This is a genomic window from Ruegeria sp. AF2, assembly GCF_056542025.1.
The window spans coordinates 65,553-87,324 of sequence record NZ_JBQFZC010000009.1 but is presented as its reverse complement, the minus strand read 5'-3'; the positions used below and the strand labels follow the sequence as shown (position 1 = coordinate 87,324).

Genomic DNA, 21,772 nt, shown 5'->3' with positions numbered 1-21,772 from the left:
CGGCAAAGACGTCCTCACGGCCGCCCTCCCAGATCTGAGTGCTCCCATCGTAGTTCAGTGCATTGGTGAGCGTCGTTTCATCCGCTGCAGCAGAAAAATCAATCTGCGACAAACTCTTGGGCATGAAATCAAGCGCGAAGAAGGCCATGCGGAAGCCTTCCAAGGCTGCCAGACGCGAAGACGAAGGATTTTGAGATGCAGGCATATAGGTGATCCAATGACTAGGTCAGAGTGAGTGGCACGATTCCTAGTTGCGTAAAGGCGTCACAATTAAAGAAGTGAGAACTGTGGGTTCTGAACTCATTACAATCCTATTGGCAACATGGTTTTTGTTTACAACCAGTTGGTCATTTTCGGGCCTTGTTTGTGTTTTTTTTGCGAAAGGCCCCGGAGGCGGCGCCCAACTTTGTGAGTGGTATTGAGATTCTCCCTAGCACGTCGGATTCAGACATTCTTTACTGACCAAGCGTTCTGGGCTTCGGTCGGCAGCATTCTGCTGATCAGCGGATATCTGCAGGCATTTAACAGCCGCCTAGGACGGGAGTCGGGGCTCGTTCGCCAAGTGGGTTTAGGCTCGGGTCCACCAAGGCGTGATGCCGGGCACGGAGCAGTGACTGGAAAGGCCATTGCGCCGGAAACTTGACGCCCGGTGAATTTACGGTCCAATTGAATCAAACCTGAAAGATCCCATGAAGTCTTACCCCGAAACGGAGTGAACTTGATCCCGGTCACGTATCAGAAATCTAAATGGATCACTCCTGCGGAACTGATCAAAAGGTAGCGGCCAGACCCAAAAGCCCTTCTGTGGACTTTGCTCCTCAGCCTACTTTAGGTCACAGGACAAGATTAACAAGCTGCACTCTCTACGTTACAAATACAAACGAAAATCAAAGGCTTAAAAAGTGACTTTAAAATTTAGGTGCTCTTTCGACCGTTTTCTTCTTGTCATAAATTGCTCACTCATTCTTTTGATCTCTCTGATCGCTGTATTCTCATTTTTCGTCGGGATATTTTATGACACAGACCACTTTGCTGACACGTTTTTCATACTTGGAGCGGCCTGGCGTATTTTAGAAGGGCTTCGGCCCGTTATTGACTTTGGCCACTTTTACGGCGGCTTCATATCCGAAACACTTAGCTGGACAATGTATGTGTTCGGGACTCATGCTTCAGTGTTTTACCTACATAGTATTTTCTTAGGTTGCGCACTCATCGCATGTGCATTTCTGTTTTCGAGAACTCATATGTCGCCACTTGGTTTCTCTGGCGTGGCATTAGTCATTCTCACTCTATTGCTGACACGATATCCACTGGAGTTTAATGACCAGGTTATCCGGGTAATCTCAACGCATTCCTTTTTTTATAATCGTTTTGCGCAAGCTGCGATGTTTGTTGTGACGTTGTTTGTATTCTTCAAAAACGATCGTAAACGCCGTGAGGTGTTTGGGGGCGGTGTTTCTGGCATGTTGGTGGGCGCTGTCTGCTTGACGAAATCCACGTTTGTGCTCGTTCTGCCCGGTCTTTTCATTGCGCTGTTGATCATGCGGCGTTGGTTTGCAGCAGGCGGTGCGCTAATTGGATTGGGGCTGTTTGTACTTGTGTTTGACCCCAACCTTCAGCGCTTCTTTGGCTCATTGGATTATGCCCTCGCTCATGTGGGCGAGAGCAACGGCATTATGGGGCTCATAAGGAAAAGTGTACAAATCCCACTTTACCAACCGGTTGCCCTTTGCGCGACTTTGTTTGCCGTTGCCCTTTGTGTCAAAGACGCAACAATACGAGTGCCAGTCGCATCAGCTATTATTCTTGCAGGGACAGTCGTCGGCATGACCGCAACCATGGGCGGCAATGGATCTCTCGGCCAGTTGGCCCTGCCTACTTTCATCGCTTTGTGCATTGGATGCGCGGAACTCGCCCGGAAACACTCTGCCGAACACGAACCCGTTATTCGATATATCTCGGTCATCCTCATCCTGGCTTTTGCCACGCCACATGTGGCGAATATGCTTGGCGCTGCGGCGGAGGGATATTCGCGAAAATCGGAACGCCTGATCGAACATGGACCCTATGCGCGGTATTTGAGTGTACCGGAGCAGCAAGGGGAATCGAGCGGTCCTACCCAATATGAAATGCTTGCGGACGGCATCACCGCTTTGCGCGCATTAGGTGAGCCATCTCAATGGGGTGTCGTTGCAGATTCTGGCATTACTTTTGAACACGCACTTCTGGCCAAGCCCGTTGCCGGTTACCCGCTGTGGCAACGGGCTAGCGCGCCGGAGCTCGGCCCAGATCGCGCGTTGAGCGACGATATCGACATTATTCTTCTTGCACGTGGCGAAGCATTCGGAGCCACCTCAATCCTCAGATCAAAAATGACAGATAAATTCACTGTGTGCACCATTTCTAATTATTGGGAGGTATATGCACACCAAAGGCTTGCGCTTACCAATTGCGCAAAAGGCTCTAATTAACTGGTACAAATTTTGCACGATCATAGAGCAGGAAGCGCATGAAGCCGTACTCATCCTGTGTATAGCGAGGACGGTAAGTTCTCTCCATCAAGTTAAACTGCGTCACGTTTGCGGTAACCGGATCAAAACTTGAAACATCCAGGAAAGCCTCGACACTGAGGCCCGTCTCTTTAGCGTATTGCGCTTTAAGAGAAGCGAAATTCTTTTGCCTCTGCTCCAAATCAGGATCATCAAATTGCAGTCCTAAATGGGCAGTTATATCTTTGGCAGGGGAACCGGAATAGATATGGTTTTCTTCCAGATCTTTGACAGCAACACTACCGGTCATCAGCATTGAGCGTTTAGCAGCTTTAATGGGCCCCGTAATTGAATGTCCGACGAGCCAAACATCATCTTCCAATATAAGCGAACCAGATGAATTCCATCGACAACCTGCTAGCATATCGCCAAATTTCATATGGCTCCAAAGTTGCGAGTGCGCCCCAGCCCCCACGTTGTTCCCAATTCGCGTGAGACCACCCAAAGAGTCGATGATACAATAATGACCGAACCAGCAATTGTGGCCTATACTGGTTTCGATACCATGGATGATACCTCCATGGTGGATAGTTGTGTAATCCCCAATAGTTAGGTGCTCGACATCGATGTATAAATCACGGCCCAGGAAACAGCCAAATCCAATTGAGATGGTTTTGCAGCTCGGGCCGAAAGTGACATTCTCCCCAATTCGTGTCTGCTTACCAATATCGATCTGTGTCTCTGCGTTTTTCTGTGTATAGAGCATGATCTTTTTTGTTTCCCGCACCTGTAAGTTAACTGGCGTGGCAGCCTTGGAAATAGTTTTAGAACTTTGCTTTGCCAAACCCAAAGAGCCTTAAACAACTATAAATCACTGCAGCCGTTAGGCCAATGTTGAGAAACTGAGCAACCTCGGGCCTTAGAAACTGTGTCAATACAAAGATAAATCCAAGCGTAGCGACAAACCCAACACCATAGGCCAGAAGAAAACGGACCAAATCAGATCGGTGGCCTGCGGTACTTTCAAAGGACCAGCGTCGATTGGCCAAATAGCTTATGCCCAAACCAAATACGTAGCATATTGCAGCGGCCCAAACGGGCGGAACTGCGCCCCAGATCAAGACAACGAAAACACAATATACCACCAGATTTGAGCCTATTCCCACAAGACCGTATCGGTAAAGGCTCCTTGGGATCACAGTGTCACACATCCCGCGCACGAGACAGTGCAGTCTCTTCAAGATCCGTGGTCTCCTGGATCAAGATGCGAGGGCGCCCTTGCACCTCTCGGAAAACACGACCCAGATAAAACCCATGTATTCCCAGAGTGGCCAAGATCAGCCCTGATAAGAACCAGATTGACAAGATGGTACTGGTCCAACCCTGGACTGTGAAGCTTCCCGCCAGCCACATCATAAGCAAGACAAAGGAAATCAACGCAGACATTCCGCTTAGGGCACCGCCCAACAGCACACTCAGTTTCAGAGGGCGGTCAGAGAACCGGATCACAATCGCAACAGCTAGGCGCAAAAGCCGGAGAAAATTATAAGAACTGGAACCCTCATGGCGGGTACCCCGGTCGACTTGATGTTTTGTCGTTGGGTACCCTGTGAGGCTCACCATAATGGGCAAGAAAATCTCTTGCTCGGTAAACAGCAATAATGTGTTGACCATACGGCGGCTGTAGATACCGAAGTTGCCGATATTGTCGATCTTGACCCCGGCGAGCCACTTTACGAGCGCATAGAAAGAGTTTGATGCCATCCGCCGGAGCTTTGAGTCCGACCATGTGCCCCGATCCACAATAACGGCTTCCACATCATCTTGCTGCACAAGACGATAAAGCTCTGGGATAACACTGGGATCATCCTGCAAATCGCAGTCAATCACAACGATGAAATCACCGCGCGCAGCTTCCAGCCCCGCCCAGATCGCGAGGTGTTGTCCATGATTGCGCGCCAACCTGATACCTCGGATACGTGGATCTTTTGCAGACAGCTCTTCTATCACCGGCCAAGGTTGATCTGGGCCGCGATCATCAACGAGCACAAGTTCCCAATCAAGACATTCATCTTGGAAAGCCATCTCTACGCGCTTGGCAAGCTCTGTCAGCGTGCTACGGCATCCATATATTGGAGAGATGACACTGATCAACGTCGCCGACGCATCATGGGCTGTTTGAATGCTATTCGTCATGTATTTTCGAGCGCCCTATTCGCGACCTCAATCACCGTCTCTACGTCGCTTCCAAGGTCAAAGAACATCGGCAAACGAACCAAAGTGTCCGAAATCATATTGGTAACACGTAAGTCACCTGATGTACGGCCAAATTTCTGTCCCCCTGGCGAGCTGTGCAGTGGCACGTAGTGAAAAGGCGTGATCACGCCATTCTGCCTCATAAAATTGATGAACTCAGTCCGCGTGTTCAGCGAGTCCATCAAAAGATAAAACATATGCCCGTTGCCTTCGCAATTTAGAGGCGTATCGGGCAATCTGATCTGTCTTTGCGCCACCTGCGCCTCAAATGCCTCGAAATAAGTGTCAAAGACCGATAATCGCCGCGTTCGGATGGCGTCCTGCGTTTCTATTTGCGCGAGCAAAAAGGCCGCTATTAATTCTCCCGGCAGATAGGAAGACCCAACATCCACCCAAGTATATTTGTCGACAGCACCGCGAAAGAACTGCGACCGGTTGGTCCCCTTTTCTCGGATAATCTCGGCACGCTCCACCCAGTCTGGACGATTGATAACCAACGCACCTCCTTCGCCACTGATGACGTTCTTGGTCTCATGAAAACTGAAGGTGGCAGCGTCACCGAAAGTCCCTGCTTGCTGACCATTATAGGTTGACCCAAGCGCTTGGGCAGCATCTTCAACCAAAAACAGATCATGAGCCTTTGCTAACATAACGAGACGCTCTATGTCCGCCGGAAACCCAGCATAATGCACTGCAAAGATAGCCCGCGTCTTCTCTGTGATTGCCGCTTCAACTGCATCGGGGGCCATGCAGAGGGTCGACACATCAATATCTACAAAAACAGGCGTGGCACCGCGCAGGACAACCGCATTGGCTGTTGAGACAAAGGTGAAAGAGGGCATTATGACCTCATCTCCTGGCGCCAAATCACAAAGCATCGCCGCCATTTCAAGTGCAGCCGTACAAGAATGTGTTAGTAGTACACTTGGCGCACCCAACTGCGCCTTGAGCAAATTGCAACAGCGCTCAGTGTATGTTCCGTCACCAGCCAATTGCCCCCGTCGCACGGCATCCCGGACATATTTTATTTCATTTCCAACAAGACTCGGTTTGTTGAATGGGACATCTATTTCGTTCATCTTTATCTTCTAAAAATTGTTTTCAGATAGTAACTTTATTATAATACTACGCAAAGTGAATGTCTTTTGCATTGGCCTCTGTTTACCGTTGATAGCTCGTCCATCCAAACCTTGTTTTTCGTAGCTCATGGCTAGGCACTAAATTCCGACAACATTGTATTGATGTGGAAATTTCGACGAAGCCATTCTCGGCATTGCTTAGGGCTGCCTTCATGTTGTCGACGAACACACTTCAGATACAAGGATCTCGTTTGGAGCTAGATTCTTTTTTCGCATGCGAAAGCGAACGTTCTATCAGACTGTAAATAAGGGAAATTGTATGCTGAGCTGTGGAAACATAAGCACTTCGAGACCCTTTGGGCTGAAACGTCTCAAATGCTCCTCTAGTGTTGGTGCGCGCCACGCATTTTCTGAAAATGTGTTAGGCACGCCGTTTAGCGAGCCACTTACGCAGATCTTCCACCAGTCCAGCGTCCAGCCCCTGCCCTTGCAACACGATCCGCCCTCGTTTGGCTTCCAGGTAAACCCCTTTGGCAACTTCTTCACCGCGCGTTTTAGTTTGCGCAGAGCGCACGCCCTGCCCGTTTGACACTTTCGCCAGCGCGCGTTCCAGCGCGCGGCGTTCGGATATCGAGTCCACGGCCGGTGTCTTGCGCAAACTGTCAGTGAGGCGTTTTCCGAACTCTGGCGTTGTTTCGATGGTTTTGACCAGGGCGAGTCCGAGTTTCTCGGGGATGGCCGCCGGGAAGCGCAGATGTGTGCCCAGAGCGTTGTGCAGACGCATGAACGCAAGGATTTTGGACCGCTTAGACGCGCTGGCATGGGCAAAGAGTCCTTGGACGGCAGCTTCCCCTGAAGCATAGACGCCGATGCGTGCGGCCTCCGAGGCCACACGGGCGCGTTCGTAGAACGACAGGTTGGCGCGGATCTCGTTTTCTTCGACCATCGCGACATAAGCGGCATCGGCGCTCTCTGGAGCCCGGATCAGCGCCAGCACAGAGCCCTGCTTTAGAGCTTTTAGCGCTTCCAGCCGGCGCAGACCCGAGATCAGGCCATATCCGCCATCCGGCAGCGCCACGACTTCAATGGGTGTTTGCTGCCCACGCGCCGCCAGGCTGGCCTGAAGGGCCGCCATTTCATCAGGGTCCAACACGATCCGATCGCGCAGCAGATGATCCACCTTGATGTCATCCACTGGCAGAGACTGGATCAAGCGCCCCTCTTCACGGGCAGCGCGCATTGCCTCAGCAACCTCTTCAAAAGCACCCTGCCCTGCGGCCTCGCGCGTCACATGGGCGATCGGCGCACGTCCGGGTGCGCCAAGGGCCGCTCCATGGGTCCTGATCTCCTGTGCCGGAGACACATTCTCAGGGTTGGCCGGTTCCAATCGTCTGCGTTTGGCCATGCTCTGTCTCCCTGTCTGGTTACTCAGCCGCCGATGTCGCCTGCGCCAGTTCATCACGGCGCCATGCTCCGATGAGAAGTTGCTTGAATGCGGCATAGGTCTCATCGAAGGTTGCCCGTCCGCGGGCATAGGTGTCGCGGTTAAAGTCGCGGTAATCAGCCTCATAGATACCATGCACCTGCTCGCCCGTCTGACCAATCAGAGCAGTGTAATCTTGCCGGAAGGGAGACAGGCGCCGCCCGAGATAGGCCTGCATGAGCCCTGCCATCTCGGCCTGTTGCGAGGCATCGTAACGGGTGATCACAGTCTGCACCGCATCCCACTCAAATCTTAGCTCGGCACGCCCAAGCGCCCGTGCGGCCATGTTTTCACCTTCTTCAATGGACTCAAAAGCAGAGTGCATCATGTCAAAAAACCGCCCCGTGCTGTCAAACTCCACGAAGGAGGCGCCGGTGGGCACGATCAGGATATCCGCTGCCGCCAGGCCGTTAATTGTCAGATAGCCAAGGGCGGGGGGCGTATCGAGCACGATGAGATCATACTGATCCAGCACGCCATCGGCTTCCAGCGCCTCGGTGAGAGCATCCCAAAGCTTCCAGCTGCGAGCGGCAAGACGCCAGACGGGGATTTGGAATTCGGACCAGTAGAGGTTCAACTGCGCACCGATCAGATCAATGTTGGGCCAATGGGTGGGGCGGATGAGATCCACCGAGCTTATGTCCAGTGCTTCTGTCAGTGTTTCATCAAGTGGCAGGGGAGCTTCGCCTCGGTCCAGCCGCCGCTGGTTTTCGCTGCGCAAATGCATCGCATAATGCCGCGCGATCAGTGGGAAGACCGTCTGCCATTCGTCTTCAACTTGTCCGTTAAGAATTGACGTCATCGACCCCTGGCTGTCGAGATCAATCACCAGCACCTTGTAGCCGTCGAGCGCGGAAGACATTGCGAGATGCGCTGCCGTTGAAGTCTTGCCAACCCCGCCTTTGAAATTGGCCACGGCCGCAATCTTGGCGGGCAGGCCCTCCGGACGATAAGGCAGATATTCTTTGGCCTTAGATCCTTCTGCACCAAAATGCGCCCGCAACCGCAAGACCTCATCAAAGGTAAACCACTTCGCGCCACCCTCTGTCTCAGAGCGCCCCTGTGGCAAGTCAGGATGAGTGCGCAACACACGACGGAAATGAGCGGGAGCTACGGGGATCAGATATTTGGTGATTTCCCACGTGGAGAACAGGCGCAAGTTCTTGGCCCCTGTTGCATCCAGCCCTCGGCTTGCAAGATCTGTGCGCCCCTTTAGACAGGCTTCCGCAATCTCTCTGAAGTCTTGAGTAGACACAGAATTTTGCAATGATGACAAAGCTGCATCGGGAGAGATGTTGAAATAGGGCGGGAGGTCTGCTCTGCTCATAAGCCTCTCCATGTATCACGTTTTTTCCAGAATATCAAAAATCATGGTACATGCAAGAAAACATATGCCCCTTCCGACTCTTTCTAAGTAATTTCAGAGATTTGTCTTAATGTGAAAAGGTTTGGTGATTTGCTGGTTTGGTCCCTTAAGCTTGTTAATTTTTAGTTATTATATAGTTACGAAATATCTATGTCTTGGGTAACATATTGATATTGAATATATTTTAGATACCTCTTTGTCTTCAAGTGACTCTGAAGCCACGATAGAGTGATTCTGATCCCACGTTTGAGCGACTCTGAAGCCACGATCTGAACAGTGGCCCTGTGGACAGAATCGAACCCCTCCCCTAGGGTCGGGTGTTAATGAAACACCGAAAGCCGGGCAGCCTAATCGGGACAAGCGCGGTGGGATCGAGCAGAGCCATGACATATTTTCTACCGACCGCATTGCGGATCGGAGCCTTCTGATGAATGCAGGTATTGCGACCGGCGGCGGGGCGGGACCTGAGGACTTTTTCGTTTGCGATTTCTTTGCAGCGGTGCCCAAACATGATCTCGCTTCGATGGAGCATCCGCTCTTTTCCCTCTCGACGCGTCCAGATCGGCGCATACTCGAATACCGGCACAATGATGTGGAGGTTGTGGTCACGCCATCCGTCAAAGGGCGCGCTACGATCTTTGATGCAGATATCCTGATCTTTTGTATCTCGCAGTTGGTGGCCGCGCTCAATGCAGGCAAACCGACGGCGCGTACACTCACGCTGACCGCTCATGACCTGCTGCTGGCGACGGGGCGGGAAACCTCCGGGGATGGCTACCGACGGCTGCGCGATGCCTTTGAGCGCTTGGCAGGCACACGCATCACCACCAATATCGCCACGGGTCCCAAGGATGATCCGCTCGAAGTCACCACTGGGTTCGGTCTGATCGAACGCTGGGAAATTGTGCGGCGTACCCGCGGCGGCCGTATGGTCAGCGTGGCGGTCACACTGTCTGACTGGCTCTATCGTGCCGTACTGGCGAAGTCGGTTTTGACCTTGAATAGAGAGTATTTCCGACTGCGCCGCCCGTTGGAGCGCCGTCTTTACGAGCTGGCACGCAAGCATTGCGGACGTCAGCCGGAATGGCGGGTTTCGATAGAGGTGCTCTGCAAGAAGTCGGGCTCGGCCTCTCCGCGCAGAGTGTTCCGTGCCATGGTGCGCGAGATCATTCGTGATGGCCGGTTGCCGGATTACACGCTCACCGAGGAGCCGGGGGATATGATCTGCGTGCGCCCGATGGCCGTGATTGAGGAGGCCGCAGGAGCAGGGGCTGCGCTTGCCCCGGAGACTTTCGAGACCGCCCGTCGCTTGATGCCTGGCTGGGATGTCTATGCGCTGGAGGCCGACTGGCGCGCCATGTGGCACGCCTCCGGCCAACCCCGCCTCAAAAGCGCGGACGCTGCCTTTCTTGGGTGGGTAAAGAAACGCGCTGCCGAGATGTGATTTTCCGGTCAGGTGTCTCGGAATTCCCCTATTTTTCGGAACCGCTTGCGCTAGTGTTTCGCATGCGAAAAGGGTTGTGTTTTAGAGATGTGGAATAAAGGGCAACAGGACTGAGCTTGGAAGGGCGTTATGCTGGAATGTGCGTTTGAAAGCTGGTCGCCGACGATTGGAGACCCGAGTCTCATGGGCTGGCTCACAGTGGTTGCCTATGTTGTCGCGGCGGTTGTAAGCTTGCGTACTGCGTTAGTTGGGGATTTTCCTGCGGCTCTGGCGGGCCGGGAAAGAGCGTTCTGGGTGTTATTGGCCGTGCTTTTGTCTCTGCTCGCGCTCAATAAGCAATTAGACCTGCAATCCTTTCTAACCGCTTCCGCACGCTGTCTTGCGATTGAGCAGGGTTGGTATGAGAACCGTCGTCCGGTGCAGTTGGCCTTCATTGGAGCTGTTGGGATCTGCTGCCTGATCATTGGTTGGGCGGCGGCGCTGTTGTTGGGAAGAAGTCTGAGACGAACATGGCTCGCGCTTTTGGGGCTATGTGTTGTATTGGCCTTTATCTTAATCCGCGCGGCTGGTTTTCACCATGTCGATACGCTGATCGGTATGGAGATTTATTCCATCCGGGCAAACTGGGTTCTGGAACTGTCCGGTCTTGTATTGATCCTGATCGCAGGTCTTCTGCATCCTCGGTGGAATTCTGATCGAGTCCGATAAGGCAAGATTACTGGACATCATCAAGAGAAATGGGGCAGGGCGAAAAAGCAGCCATAATGAGTAACAAAGCGCCGCAATCAAAAATACGGTAGAACTTTATTACTTCAAATTTGAGGCTTCGATACTTAACCAATCCTGTGAACTTATCTTTCACCAGCCGCAGAAATCTTGATGACATCGCCGGATTCTCCGCTGAAACTTTAATATCCCAACAAATCCGCCGCTGGGTTTTCAACGATGTCAACGTCATCGTAGTATTTCTGCGCCTGCGCGAGAGAGCGGTGCAGCGACAGGCGCATGGCAGCCTGGATCGGGGCGCCGTCGAGCGCGGCCTGGGTCAGAAAGCCCGAGCGTAGCCCATGGGGTGAGGCGAAGTCGTCCGGTAGCCCGGCCAGTTTCAGCCGGTGCTTGACGATCTGCGCAATCGCATCCGGGGTTAGGCGGCGCTTCAGCACCCGGTCCGCTTTCGAGATCGGGCGGAACAGGGGGCCATCCTCGATCTGTCCAACCTCGACCCAATACACCAGCGCCTGTGCGGCGCGGCCCTTCAGCACCAACCGGGGCGTCTCGCCCTTGCTCGTGGTCTTGGTTTCCATCAGGGAAACCCAGACCACGCCTGATTTCTCAAAATCTTTCAGCGACACATCTTCGCGGCGCAACCCGGTGATCTCAGACCGGCGCCGGCCGCCCGAGGCCCAGCCCAGCATCAGGATCGCCCGGTCGCGACAGTCGCGGCGGGAGCCGCGGCAGGTGGTCAGCATCTGCTCTAGCACATCGCGGGTGATCGGATGGGCGGATTTCGGGGCTGGGGCGCGCGCAGCGGCACGACGCGCTTTGGCGCGGGCCTGCTTGACCTGCGGCGCATCGAACGGTGAGGCAAGGTTCTTCATCCGGTGAAAGGCCAGCCAGGAGGCGATGCGCCGGTCCAGTGTCGACGGGGCAGGGCAGGCCAGCGATCTGCGCAGTCCTTGCGCAATCAGTCCTTCCGCCGCCTGCCGGGCGATGTCGCCTTTGGGCGCATCGCCAAGATCGCGGGCATGATCGAGAATGAAAGCCAGGGCTGTGGCCTCACTCTCAGGCCAATCCAGCGCCGTGCTGAAGCGCGCTGACTTCCAGGCGGTGACATAGAGCAGGTCGCGCTCATAAGCCCGCAGCGTATTGGCAGGCGTGCCGCGGACATAGAGGTCCGTCAGCGCCTCTTGATCGGCTTGAGACAGGGCAGGGGAGGCGGCCGGGAGATATGGGGCAGGGGGCTTCATGTGGTCCATTCTGCGCGGTTTTCGCGGCAAGATCAATTACTCCTGATAAGGGATACTTATCGGATATGATTGATGAATTATAGTACATACATAATAATAAGCATAAGGTTAGAATAATGCGCGCTAAGCTGACATTTATCCTATTTTTATCCGATTAGCACGGGGGTAGTATTGGTTAATGAGCAGCAAAAATTTCAAAAGTCTTTTATCGTTACCAAACCACGTCAAAGAAAGACAAATTTCATGCGATTTGGAAGAAACCGTGGAATTCCCAGCAAAAGAAGGCCAAAATGAAACGGTAAAAGGTCACTGAGTATTCGGCAGATCGCCGAGAAGAGCTCAAGGCAAAATGGAAGAGTCTGAATATGAAATCTATTGTCGTGCTGCTCGCTTCAATCGTGATCGGGGCTATGGCATTACCAGCCATGGCGCAGGGTTATCGCATTCAATCAGGTGATACGCTGCTTATTGAAGTGCTGGAAGATGAAAGTCTGAACCGTGAAGTCCTAGTACCTCCGGATGGTCGGATCAACATACCGCTAGCGGGTACGCTGCGTGCTTCAGGTCGAAGCGTTGAACAGGTTAGCAATGAACTGGCGCAGCTACTGGCTCCTAACTTCGCCTCTCAGCCGAATGTTTTTGTGTCGCTCGGTTCACTCAATGAGCCGCGAGAGCCATTTCGCAGAACAATTGATGTTTTTGTGATAGGCGAAGCCGGATCACCAGGGCGACATACACCGGAAAGTGGTACAACACTTCTGCAATTCTTCGGCGAGATGGGTGGATTTTCTAGATTTGCCGCTACAAAACGGATAATGCTGCGCCGTACAGACAAATCAGGTAAAGAAACCGTGTACCAGTTTAACTATGATGCGATGCTGGATGGCACAGGAACAGGGGCGTCGACAAAGCTAGCCGATGGAGATGTGATCGTAATTCCAGAACGGCGCTTGTTCGAATAACCCCGAAAAAGGGGCGGGGCAGTGAAACAAAGGCTATTTGTACAGACGGCGTTGTGTGGCGCTGTGTGTTTTGTCGTAAACTCAGATAATCGTGCCAGAGCTCAAGGTGTAGACCTAGATCCCGGTGGCCCCCAAATGACGCTAGGCCTCGCTCAACGTATAGAATCCGGAGAAAACTTGACACTTGATGTCCCCGAAGAGGGCCATGGAACGATTTCTTCGACAATCTTGTCATTCGGGCTGTCCAGCGAAACCCCAATCCAAAGCCTGAGTTTGGATGCCGTCACCGCCCTGCGTTGGTCTGATTTGCCAAATAGAGGTAATGAATTCGATATTGGCGATTCAATTTTCAATTTTGATTACATTCGTGATGGGGCCAACGCTGGCTTAGATTTTGGTGCCGATTTCTCAAGCTACGATATCGGATTTTCGCGATCGCTGCGAACTTTCCTCGATGACGATGGTGTACTACGCATACCGTCCGATTTCCCTGACCTGACCGGCGACGGAACGCGCAATGAATACAACCTGGCCTTCCAAATGGACTTTGGTCGCCGGGACTTGATTGGATACTATTTCCGCGTAGATGCCCAGGAACTCAGATATACTGATCAAACAAGCCCAACGCTTTCTGATAACAGTACCATCAGTGCAGGAGCGGGAGTCAGCTTTGCCTTATCTCCAATAACCACGGCTACCGTAGATGTCAGCGCGGAGCGATTTGAAGAAGATGATCCGGATCAACGGCATCGGACTACCAAAGACATAACGCTTGGACTACTCCACGAACTCACGTCAAGAACTCGCGTCAATTTTGCCTTTGGGTATACCGACATTGATGATCGGCGCGACATAGAGGGTGATGCGCTTACCACTGGCCCGATTGGCAGTTTCGGTATCGAACATGATATGCCAAACGGTACGGCAACATTCGATTTGGAAACTGAGCTCGCTACAGCCGGGCGCCTCAATAGGTTGAGGGTTGGTCGTAGCAGAGAAGTCCTCGGCGGGGACTTTTTGGCAAGCCTTGGCGTTGCGCATACAAATGATGGAAAGACTGAGCCCATCGGGTCGTTAAGCTACGCTCAAGTTTTCGGAGAAAACGAAATCCGTGTCTTTTTTGACCGGGATGTTGTTATTACAGATGATGACGTGTTTCGCGATGAGTACATCTTAGACATCGTCTATATTCTGGGTCTTGGCCCCTCTTCCCGTCTCGGGTTTTCCGCAACCCAAGTCCTTACCGATGATACTATCGTTGACCCACGCGTTGAGCGGACAGATTTGAATGCTGTTTATAGTTATGAGCTTGAGTCCGAGTGGGTCTTAAATGCCGGCCTTAACTACCGTATACGAGACGAAGACGGCCTCGGCCGCGCGACAAGCCCTTTAGCATTTTTTTCAATTGGTAGAGAGTTCGCCTGGCGGCCCTAACACGTTGCTGATGCTCCTTGGGTCGGTTTGAAGAGTTTGATGTCGAGTTCTTCGGTCTTTCCTCCAAAGAAGTCACCATCATGGCTTCACAGCACCGCCAGTTTCTGGAGGTTGCATGGGAAGTGCCTGAAAACGCGGGACACCCACCTGAAAATTCCCCGGACCCATCGGGGTGTTCGCTAGGTGTGGGAAAGGTACGGCAATTTGCTCATTGCTTCTCAGGTAACATCAAAACCCAAGGTAGTGATTAATGCTCAAAGCCCGACGGGTTTTTAGATTGCCAGTTCCATGCTGTTCTACATATATCAGTTAAGTCACGCTTAGCGGTCCAATCAAGTAACCTTTGTGCTTTGGACACTTCGGCAAAACTACGTGCTACATCACCTTGGCGCCTTTCCGCGATTTTGAATGGGATTTCTCTGCCTGATGCTTCCTCGAACGCTTTCACCATTTCCAATACAGTGATTCCTGTTCCGGTACCGACATTAATGGCTTCGCATCCATGGTTCTCGTGAGCGTATTTGACGGCGGCAAGATGGGCTGCCGCTAGATCATCAATATGGATATAATCACGCTCGCCCGTGCCATCCCGAGTTTCATAATTGTTGCCGAAAATGCTGAGCTCTTTGAGTCTGCCGACTGCCACCTGAGAGATGTAGGGCAGCAGATTATTTGGGATCGCGCGCGGATCCTCTCCAATATCGCCAGACTCATCCGCCCCAACCGGGTTAAAATACCGCAAGAGGACGGCACTCGCGTGCGGTCGTGAAGCAATCCAATCGCGGATAATCTCTTCGATAAAGTATTTTGTGCGACCGTACGGGTTGGTGGGGTTTAGTGGGTGATCTTCGTCATACGGAAGATACTGCGCCTCGCCATAAACCGTGGCAGAAGATGAGAAGACGATATTCTGGCAGCCGTGCCGCTGCATGCAGTCCAGCAGGTTTATGCTGCCCGAAACATTCTGCGCGTAATAGGTCAGTGGTTTTTCGTTGGACTCACCAACCGCTTTTAATCCCGCAAAGTGAATGACCGCGTCGGGGCGAAATTTCTCAAAGACCTCATCAAGCACATCTGGGGCGCGATAATCGCCAACGTGAGTTGCAAAGCTCGAGTTGGTTAGTTTCTGGACCCGGCGCAACACTTCAGGCGAGCTGTTGGAGAAGTTATCCAGCGCCAGCACGTCAATGCCATCTTGCAGCAGTTTTAATAGCGTATGGCTTCCAATATATCCGGCACCGCCGGTCAACAGTACACGCATACCGCCTAATTCCTTGTCGCCTTGTTATCGTTGTACGGTCTTTCAGCCAAAGGAGACCCTATACCAACGCAATCGTGTTAGCCATCAAATGATTTGGAGCACGAGCGGATGGCCGGCATCGTGGGATCAGGGGCGACGCTGTTTCAATCTGCGCCGCATTCCCTTGACGCAGCATGCGGGTTTCTCGATTGACTGGTTTTTAATCTCTTTTGTACCTCAGAGGATTGCTTCAGCCTGTTCAATCGTGGTTGTCGGTTGGTCTGCTATGGGTAGGAGCAGTTGATGCCCCCCGCTGGTCGGGATGGGTTTCGTCGTTTCTCAGCTAATAGAGCGCGGCTGGGGGTTTGGCTCACCTAGCGTCGCCCAAGTGAGCACAAAATTACAATGGAAACTAAAGCGTATTTCGAAGGTTGAGCCTGAACGAAAACCGCCTCGAAGATTCTCCGTTAGGTAAAGACTTATGGTGTCGCTTGTAGGAATTTCTCTTACCATCGCAGTCTCATAACCAAAGTGGCAACGAACTGACGGGTAGAGCATCTTGAAAAGTGTTTCTTTTGCCGAAAACATCAATGTAGCCAGCTCGAGGCGCGAATAACCAGTTTGTGTGTTCAGTAGCTTTCGTTCCTTGCATGAAAGGCATACTTCTTGGACTGCAGCGAGCGTTTCACCGTCAACTATACGTTCAATATCTACCCCTACGCGATCCCTCGAGTTGTTTGAGAGTATGGTTGCGCAACGACCATAAGAATGAGTAATTGAACCAATTGCATTTTTAGGCCAGATCGGCTCCCGGTTGCGGCCTGACGGAATGTGGACGTTCTTGATACCAAGACTCGACAATCCGACATGTGCAAGAACTCGCCCTGCAAGATACTCTGCGCGGCGACTTTTAACCGCGTATTTGAACTGTTCGGGAAAGCGCACACCCAAGGTTTTATAGTGAGCATCTTCAAAACGGTCGACATCATAGCAGCATTGAAGCAATGTCATACGCGCGCGCATGATTGGGTAACTACTAATGCCTGCGAGGAATGAACCAGACAATTCCGCCAGATCACCGGGAATTCCCTCACTTCCAAGAATGGGTGCCATTAGCTTTCCAATGACCCTATTGAATTGTGCATTTTTGAGCTTCCCGATTCATAAAAGGTCCGCCATGGAGAAAGTGAACGCTCTAATAAGCATTTGTCGGTAAAGATCATGACCTAAGACCCAACTTCCCTCCAGCGTTTAGGAGAATCCGTCGTTTGATTCCTGACCTTATGCGGCCTTGGTTTCCAGTCTCGATTTCGTTGCAAATTCCTGCGGCGTGAGATTGCCGAGGGATGAGTGGGGTCCGTATTGGTTATAGTCCTCCTTCCAGGCTGTGATCTTCTCGCGGGCTTCCTTCTCTTCCAACGAACGGATCGCACCATCAAACCCTGGGATCAAACACCCGGATCTGTGTTCAAGATTCTAGACAAAGCAAGATCTGAACTGAAGCCGAAAGAATTTGCCCAAACGGTTCGAAAAGAGCCAGATGCTTTTGCAAAGTACTATGGACAATGAAAGGACACTCACGCATCAAGGAAGAGACCAAGTTCCTATTTCCGTCACTGGCAGCCTGTATGAGTGATGCGGCAATGAGTGAGACAGATATCCAGCATACAGCCAAAGTTCTGGATCTTGTAAACTTCCCTGATCGGGCTGGATTGTTCAAAAGCATCCAGGAGCACTGGCAAAGAAGTCAGGGGTTTGCACTGGCGACATTGAACCTCGACCACATTGTGAAGATGCGTGGCAACCCTGACTTCTTCCAATCTTATAAAGCGCATAGTCATATTGTAGCAGATGGAAACCCGATCGTGTGGCTCTCGCGGATGGCGGGGCGGGAGGTTGATCTGATGCCGGGATCCGAGTTGATAGAGCCTCTGGCCGAAATGGCCGCTCGCGATAATGTACCTGTGGCGTTTTTGGGAGCCACACCTGAAACACTTGATCGGGCGGCACAGAGATTGACTATCCAATACCCAGGATTGCGTGTGGTTGAACAGATTGCGCCCCCTTTTGGGTTTGATCCCCAGGGGGTGAAGGCTGTTTCCTATCTTGAAGCAATACGACAGTCCGGAGCGCAACTGTGCTTTCTGGCTTTGGGGGCGCCCAAGCAGGAACAATTGGCGATTGAAGGGCGCAGGCATGCTCCTGGCTGCGGATTTGTCTCAATCGGTGCTGGGCTTGATTTCATCGCGGGTAGCCAGACTCGTGCACCCAAATGGGTAAGGACACTGGCGCTAGAATGGGTATGGCGTATGCTGAGGAACCCAAAGCGCCTAGCTGGGCGCTATTGGCAATGTATTCTGATTTTACCGGGGTTGGTGCGCGAGGCGCGACGGATTGGGAGACAGAATTGACAAGCGATCCATCTGGCATTTCGGCGACCGCCCCGGACTATCGTAAATGCCCCACGCACAGGGCCCACCGAAGAAAGCGAACGCCTTGTCGTGCGCATCGAACACTATCTCCTGTGTCTCTCGGGGATAACCTCAGTGGACATGCACGAACAGCTATGACATGACCTATGAGTGTGACAATGCCACATAGTGGAATAAGACATTTGTGACGATGAAATTGGTACCTCTTGCAATCCCAGAGGTGATCCTGATCACGCCCAGACGGTTTGGTGATCATCGCGGGTTCTTCGAAGAAACCTACAACGTGAACAGTTTTACCGATGCGGGCATCGATACGGTCTTCGTTCAGGATAACCACTCGCTTTCCGGTGCTGTTGGCACAATACGTGGCCTGCATTTCCAAGCGCCTCCAAGAGCGCAGGCCAAGCTGGTTCGCTGTGGGCGCGGACGCTTTTTTGACGTCGCCGTAGACATCCGCAAAGGTTCTCCCACCTTCGGCGATTGGGTCGGCGCAGAACTCAGTTTTGAAAACGGCCGAATGTTGCTGGTGCCCGCCGGGTTTGCTCATGGCTTCATGACATTAGAGCCGGAGACCGAGATCATCTATAAATGCTCCGACACCTACGCTCCGGAAACAGAAGGCGCCATTCGGTGGGATGATCCCGATATTGGAATTAATTGGCCGCTGGACCTAGCCGAACCGCAATTGTCAGATAAAGATAAAGCAGCTCCATTTTTGCGAAATATAGATACTCCGTTTGTGATTGAGGATGGTGAATGAAAATTATGGTCACGGGCGGTGCCGGTTTTATTGGCTCTGCTGTCATCCGCCGCGCAATTGCTGAAGGCCATGCGGTCGTCAATATCGATGCTTTGACCTATGCGGCCTGTCTGGAGAATATCGCCTCCGTTGCGGATGTGCCTGAATACGCATTCGAGCAGGCTGACATCCGGGATGCGGGGGCGATGGCGGCGATCTTGAACAGGCACCAGCCGGATGTAATCATGCATCTGGCCGCCGAAAGCCATGTCGACCGCTCGATCGATGGTCCTGCGGCCTTTATCGACACCAACATCACCGGCACCTATGTCCTGTTGGAAGCCGCGCGCGCCTATTGGATCGGTGCCGGCAAGCCCGAGAGCTTCCGCTTTCATCATATCTCAACCGATGAAGTGTTCGGATCTTTGGGCAAGACCGGGTTTTTCACCGAAGACAGCCCCTATCAGCCCAATTCGCCTTATTCGGCCTCGAAGGCCGGGTCCGACCACCTTGTCCGGGCCTGGCGCGAAACCTATGGCCTGCCGGTGGTTCTGACCAATTGCTCGAACAATTACGGCCCCTATCAGTTTCCGGAAAAACTCATCCCGGTGGTGATCCTGAACGCGCTGGCTGGCAAACCCATCCCGATCTATGGGGCAGGGGACAACATCCGCGACTGGCTGCATGTCGAAGACCATGCTGAGGCACTGCTGTTGGTGCTGGAAAAAGGTGAGCTGGGCCGCAGCTACAATATTGGCGGTGAGAACGAGATGACCAATCTCGATTTGGTCAAAATGCTCTGCGCGATACTCGATCGGTTGAAGCCGGGCAAAACGCCCTACGCCGATCTGATCACCTTTGTCACTGACCGCCCCGGTCATGATCGTCGCTATGCCATCGACCCAGCCCGTATTCGGAACGAGTTGAACTGGCGCCCCTCTTACACACCTGAAACCGGGTTGGAACAGACGGTTCAGTGGTATCTGGACAACGGCGCATGGCTGGCTGCTCTGCAGAACCGCAGCGGCGTGGGAGAGCGGCTCGGGGTGGCCGAATGAAGGCACTGGTCTTCGGCCATAGCGGGCAGGTTGCTACGGAACTGCGCCGACGTGCGCCGACGCACGGCATCTCGGTCGAGGCGCTGGACCGCTCCCAAGCGGACCTGTCTGATCCGCAGAGCTGTGTTGACGCTATCCGAAGCACGGATGCGGATGTGATCATAAACGCCGCAGCTTACACGGCGGTCGACAAGGCCGAGGATGAGCCCCAGCTAGCCCGGGTGATCAACGGGGATACACCGGGGGCTATGGCGCGCGCCGCAGCAGAGCGTGATTTGCCCTTCCTACACATCTCAACCGACTATGTGTTTGACGGGGCGGGGGATATGCCCCGCACCACGCAGGACCCGACAGACCCTTTGGGTTCTTATGGCCAGACCAAGCTGGTGGGAGAACACCAGATTTCCCAAGCGGGGGGGTGGTATGCGATCCTAAGGACAAGTTGGGTGTTTTCGGCCCACGGACACAACTTTGTCAAAACCATCCTTAGGCTGGCCGAGACCCGTGACACGCTGACCATCGTGGCGGATCAGATCGGGGGGCCGACACCGGCAGCTGATATTGCCAAGACGCTGCTGGCCATAGCCAAAACCGGACGGCAGGCCGAAGGCGGGCTGTTTCACTATTCCGGGACACCCGATGTCAGCTGGGCCGGTTTCGCGCGCGAAATTGTCTCGCAGGCGGGGCTGGCAACCCAGATCACCGATATTCCGACAACAGATTACCCGACCCCGGCCCCCAGACCGCTGAATTCACGGCTGGAGTGTTCGCGGCTCAATGACATTTACGGGCTTGGGCGGCCTGACTGGAAAGCCGGATTGGCGCAGGTGCTGGCCGATCTGAAGGTTGCAGATAGCCCTGCCTTGAAAGGATAGATCATGCAACGCAAAGGTATCATTCTGGCTGGCGGTTCGGGTACTCGGCTGTATCCGATCACCATGGCGGTCTCAAAACAGTTGCTGCCGATCTATGACAAGCCGATGATCTTCTACCCGCTGAGCGTGCTCATGCTGTCACAGATCCGCGAGATCGCGATCATCACAACACCACAGGATCAGGATCAGTTTCAGCGTCTGTTGGGTGACGGCAGTCAGTACGGCCTGTCGCTTACCTGGATCACTCAGCCATCGCCTGACGGTCTGGCGCAGGCTTATACTTTGGCAGAGGATTTCCTTGCAGGTGCCCCGTCCGCGATGATCCTGGGTGACAATATCTTCTTCGGCCACGGCCTGCCGGATTTGCTGCGCGAAGCAGATCTACAAGAGCGTGGTGGATCTGTGTTCGCCTATCGCGTTGCCGACCCCGAACGCTACGGCGTGGTTGATTTCGAAGGTCAGAGAGTACGCGGCATCATCGAGAAGCCGAAAGTACCGCCCTCAAACTACGCGGTGACCGGGCTCTATTTCCTTGACGGCGATGCCCCTGCCCGTGCCCGTCAGGTCCAACCGTCCGAGCGGGGCGAGCTTGAGATCACGTCCCTGCTGGAGATGTATCTGAACGAAGGCTTGCTAAATGTTCAGACCATGGGCCGTGGCTTTGCCTGGTTGGATACCGGTACACATGGGTCGCTGCTGGATGCGGGAAACTTCGTGCGCACACTTACAGACCGGCAAGGGATGCAGACCGGCAGCCTGGATGAGATCGCCTGGGCTAACGGCTGGATTGATGATGAAGCGCTTGAAGAACGGTCCCGGCTGTTTGCTAAGTCTACTTATGGTAAGTATCTAAAACTACTTCTGAATTGATATATGTGAAGTATCTCGATTGGTTTAAATTGTTGTTCTCGTTTAACACGTTTACAAAATCTATGGCTTTGTTGCACA

The 21,772-nt window shown here is 53.0% G+C and carries 21 protein-coding genes; 11 read left to right on the top strand and 10 right to left on the bottom strand.

Annotated features, from left to right (window positions below; genetic code table 11):
* Positions 1-902 precede the first annotated feature (902 nt).
* Positions 903-2,471 carry a hypothetical protein gene (locus tag ACR0NM_RS19450; RefSeq protein ID WP_480437956.1) on the top strand — a complete coding sequence of 523 codons (1,569 nt, stop codon included), beginning with the start codon at positions 903-905 and terminating at the stop codon, positions 2,469-2,471.
* Here ACR0NM_RS19450 and ACR0NM_RS19445 read toward each other — a convergent pair.
* From ACR0NM_RS19445 to ACR0NM_RS19420, 6 genes are all read right to left on the bottom strand, one after another.
* Positions 2,464-3,333, bottom strand: a complete 870-nt coding sequence (locus ACR0NM_RS19445; RefSeq protein WP_170399746.1) for an acyltransferase — start codon at positions 3,331-3,333, stop codon at positions 2,464-2,466. The genes ACR0NM_RS19450 and ACR0NM_RS19445 overlap by 8 nt on opposite strands.
* Positions 3,314-3,700, bottom strand: coding sequence for a GtrA family protein (locus ACR0NM_RS19440; RefSeq protein ID WP_170598660.1), 387 nt, complete (start codon positions 3,698-3,700; stop codon positions 3,314-3,316). Before ACR0NM_RS19440 ends, ACR0NM_RS19445 begins: the two co-directional genes overlap by 20 nt.
* Positions 3,693-4,685, bottom strand: coding sequence for a glycosyltransferase family 2 protein (locus tag ACR0NM_RS19435; RefSeq protein ID WP_170399752.1), 993 nt, complete (start codon positions 4,683-4,685; stop codon positions 3,693-3,695). The genes ACR0NM_RS19440 and ACR0NM_RS19435 overlap by 8 nt, the downstream gene beginning before the upstream one ends.
* Complete coding sequence (rffA, locus tag ACR0NM_RS19430; RefSeq protein ID WP_170567826.1) at positions 4,682-5,824, bottom strand: dTDP-4-amino-4,6-dideoxygalactose transaminase; 1,143 nt, start codon at positions 5,822-5,824, stop codon at positions 4,682-4,684. Before rffA ends, ACR0NM_RS19435 begins: the two co-directional genes overlap by 4 nt.
* Before the next feature lie 421 nt (positions 5,825-6,245).
* Positions 6,246-7,229, bottom strand: a complete 984-nt coding sequence (locus tag ACR0NM_RS19425) for a ParB/RepB/Spo0J family partition protein (RefSeq protein WP_170598663.1) — start codon at positions 7,227-7,229, stop codon at positions 6,246-6,248.
* A gap of 19 nt (positions 7,230-7,248) precedes the next feature.
* Positions 7,249-8,634, bottom strand: coding sequence for an AAA family ATPase (locus ACR0NM_RS19420; protein WP_480616254.1), 1,386 nt, complete (start codon positions 8,632-8,634; stop codon positions 7,249-7,251).
* A 466-nt stretch (positions 8,635-9,100) separates the two neighbouring features.
* On the opposite strand from ACR0NM_RS19420, the gene ACR0NM_RS19415 reads away from it, so the two are divergent.
* Both ACR0NM_RS19415 and ACR0NM_RS19410 read left to right on the top strand, forming a co-directional pair.
* Positions 9,101-10,117 carry a replication initiator protein A gene (locus ACR0NM_RS19415; protein ID WP_170567832.1) on the top strand — a complete coding sequence of 339 codons (1,017 nt, stop codon included), beginning with the start codon at positions 9,101-9,103 and terminating at the stop codon, positions 10,115-10,117.
* Positions 10,118-10,300: 183 nt separating this feature from the next.
* Positions 10,301-10,825: an isopropylmalate isomerase gene (locus tag ACR0NM_RS19410; protein WP_255612277.1), complete on the top strand. Its 525-nt coding sequence runs from the start codon at positions 10,301-10,303 to the stop codon at positions 10,823-10,825.
* A 200-nt stretch (positions 10,826-11,025) separates the two neighbouring features.
* On the opposite strand, the gene ACR0NM_RS19405 is transcribed toward ACR0NM_RS19410, so the two are convergent.
* Entirely contained in the window at positions 11,026-12,084 is a 1,059-nt protein-coding gene (locus ACR0NM_RS19405; protein ID WP_480616252.1) for a tyrosine-type recombinase/integrase, read from the bottom strand.
* A gap of 365 nt (positions 12,085-12,449) precedes the next feature.
* Here ACR0NM_RS19405 and ACR0NM_RS19400 point away from each other — a divergent pair, with 365 nt between their 5' ends.
* The 3 genes from ACR0NM_RS19400 to ACR0NM_RS19390 all read left to right on the top strand — a co-directional run bounded on the left by ACR0NM_RS19400 (position 12,450) and on the right by ACR0NM_RS19390 (position 14,731).
* Entirely contained in the window at positions 12,450-13,046 is a 597-nt protein-coding gene (locus tag ACR0NM_RS19400) for a polysaccharide biosynthesis/export family protein (RefSeq protein ID WP_170399770.1), read from the top strand.
* A gap of 177 nt (positions 13,047-13,223) precedes the next feature.
* Positions 13,224-14,480, top strand: a complete 1,257-nt coding sequence (locus ACR0NM_RS19395; protein WP_170399773.1) for a hypothetical protein — start codon at positions 13,224-13,226, stop codon at positions 14,478-14,480.
* A gap of 80 nt (positions 14,481-14,560) precedes the next feature.
* On the top strand, positions 14,561-14,731 hold the full coding sequence (locus ACR0NM_RS19390; protein ID WP_370644484.1) for a hypothetical protein: 171 nt from the start codon (positions 14,561-14,563) through the stop codon (positions 14,729-14,731).
* Here the strand turns inward: ACR0NM_RS19390 and galE are convergent.
* From galE to ACR0NM_RS19375, 3 genes are all read right to left on the bottom strand, one after another.
* Entirely contained in the window at positions 14,728-15,741 is a 1,014-nt protein-coding gene (gene galE, locus ACR0NM_RS19385) for a UDP-glucose 4-epimerase GalE (protein WP_480616250.1), read from the bottom strand. The genes ACR0NM_RS19390 and galE overlap by 4 nt on opposite strands.
* 318 nt (positions 15,742-16,059) lie before the next feature.
* Positions 16,060-16,833 carry a 4'-phosphopantetheinyl transferase superfamily protein gene (locus ACR0NM_RS19380; protein ID WP_170598675.1) on the bottom strand — a complete coding sequence of 258 codons (774 nt, stop codon included), beginning with the start codon at positions 16,831-16,833 and terminating at the stop codon, positions 16,060-16,062.
* 168 nt (positions 16,834-17,001) lie between these two features.
* Positions 17,002-17,139 (bottom strand): integrase core domain-containing protein, encoded by a 138-nt coding sequence (locus ACR0NM_RS19375; RefSeq protein ID WP_170466773.1) that lies wholly within the window; start codon positions 17,137-17,139, stop codon positions 17,002-17,004.
* Between the two features lie 224 nt (positions 17,140-17,363).
* Here ACR0NM_RS19375 and ACR0NM_RS19370 point away from each other — a divergent pair, with 224 nt between their 5' ends.
* The 5 genes from ACR0NM_RS19370 to rfbA all read left to right on the top strand — a co-directional run bounded on the left by ACR0NM_RS19370 (position 17,364) and on the right by rfbA (position 21,694).
* Entirely contained in the window at positions 17,364-18,131 is a 768-nt protein-coding gene (locus ACR0NM_RS19370; RefSeq protein ID WP_170399801.1) for a WecB/TagA/CpsF family glycosyltransferase, read from the top strand.
* A gap of 211 nt (positions 18,132-18,342) precedes the next feature.
* The gene (rfbC, locus tag ACR0NM_RS19365) at positions 18,343-18,912 is read left to right on the top strand and encodes a dTDP-4-dehydrorhamnose 3,5-epimerase (RefSeq protein WP_170399786.1); all 570 of its coding nucleotides are present in this window, start codon (positions 18,343-18,345) and stop codon (positions 18,910-18,912) included.
* Positions 18,909-19,949: a dTDP-glucose 4,6-dehydratase gene (gene rfbB / locus ACR0NM_RS19360; RefSeq protein WP_170408827.1), complete on the top strand. Its 1,041-nt coding sequence runs from the start codon at positions 18,909-18,911 to the stop codon at positions 19,947-19,949. Before rfbC ends, rfbB begins: the two co-directional genes overlap by 4 nt.
* A complete protein-coding gene (rfbD, locus tag ACR0NM_RS19355) occupies positions 19,946-20,824 on the top strand; it encodes a dTDP-4-dehydrorhamnose reductase (protein ID WP_480616248.1) in 879 nt (292 codons plus the stop codon). Before rfbB ends, rfbD begins: the two co-directional genes overlap by 4 nt.
* Positions 20,825-21,694: a glucose-1-phosphate thymidylyltransferase RfbA gene (gene rfbA, locus ACR0NM_RS19350; RefSeq protein WP_480616256.1), complete on the top strand. Its 870-nt coding sequence runs from the start codon at positions 20,825-20,827 to the stop codon at positions 21,692-21,694.
* The last annotated feature ends 78 nt before the right edge of the window (positions 21,695-21,772 follow it).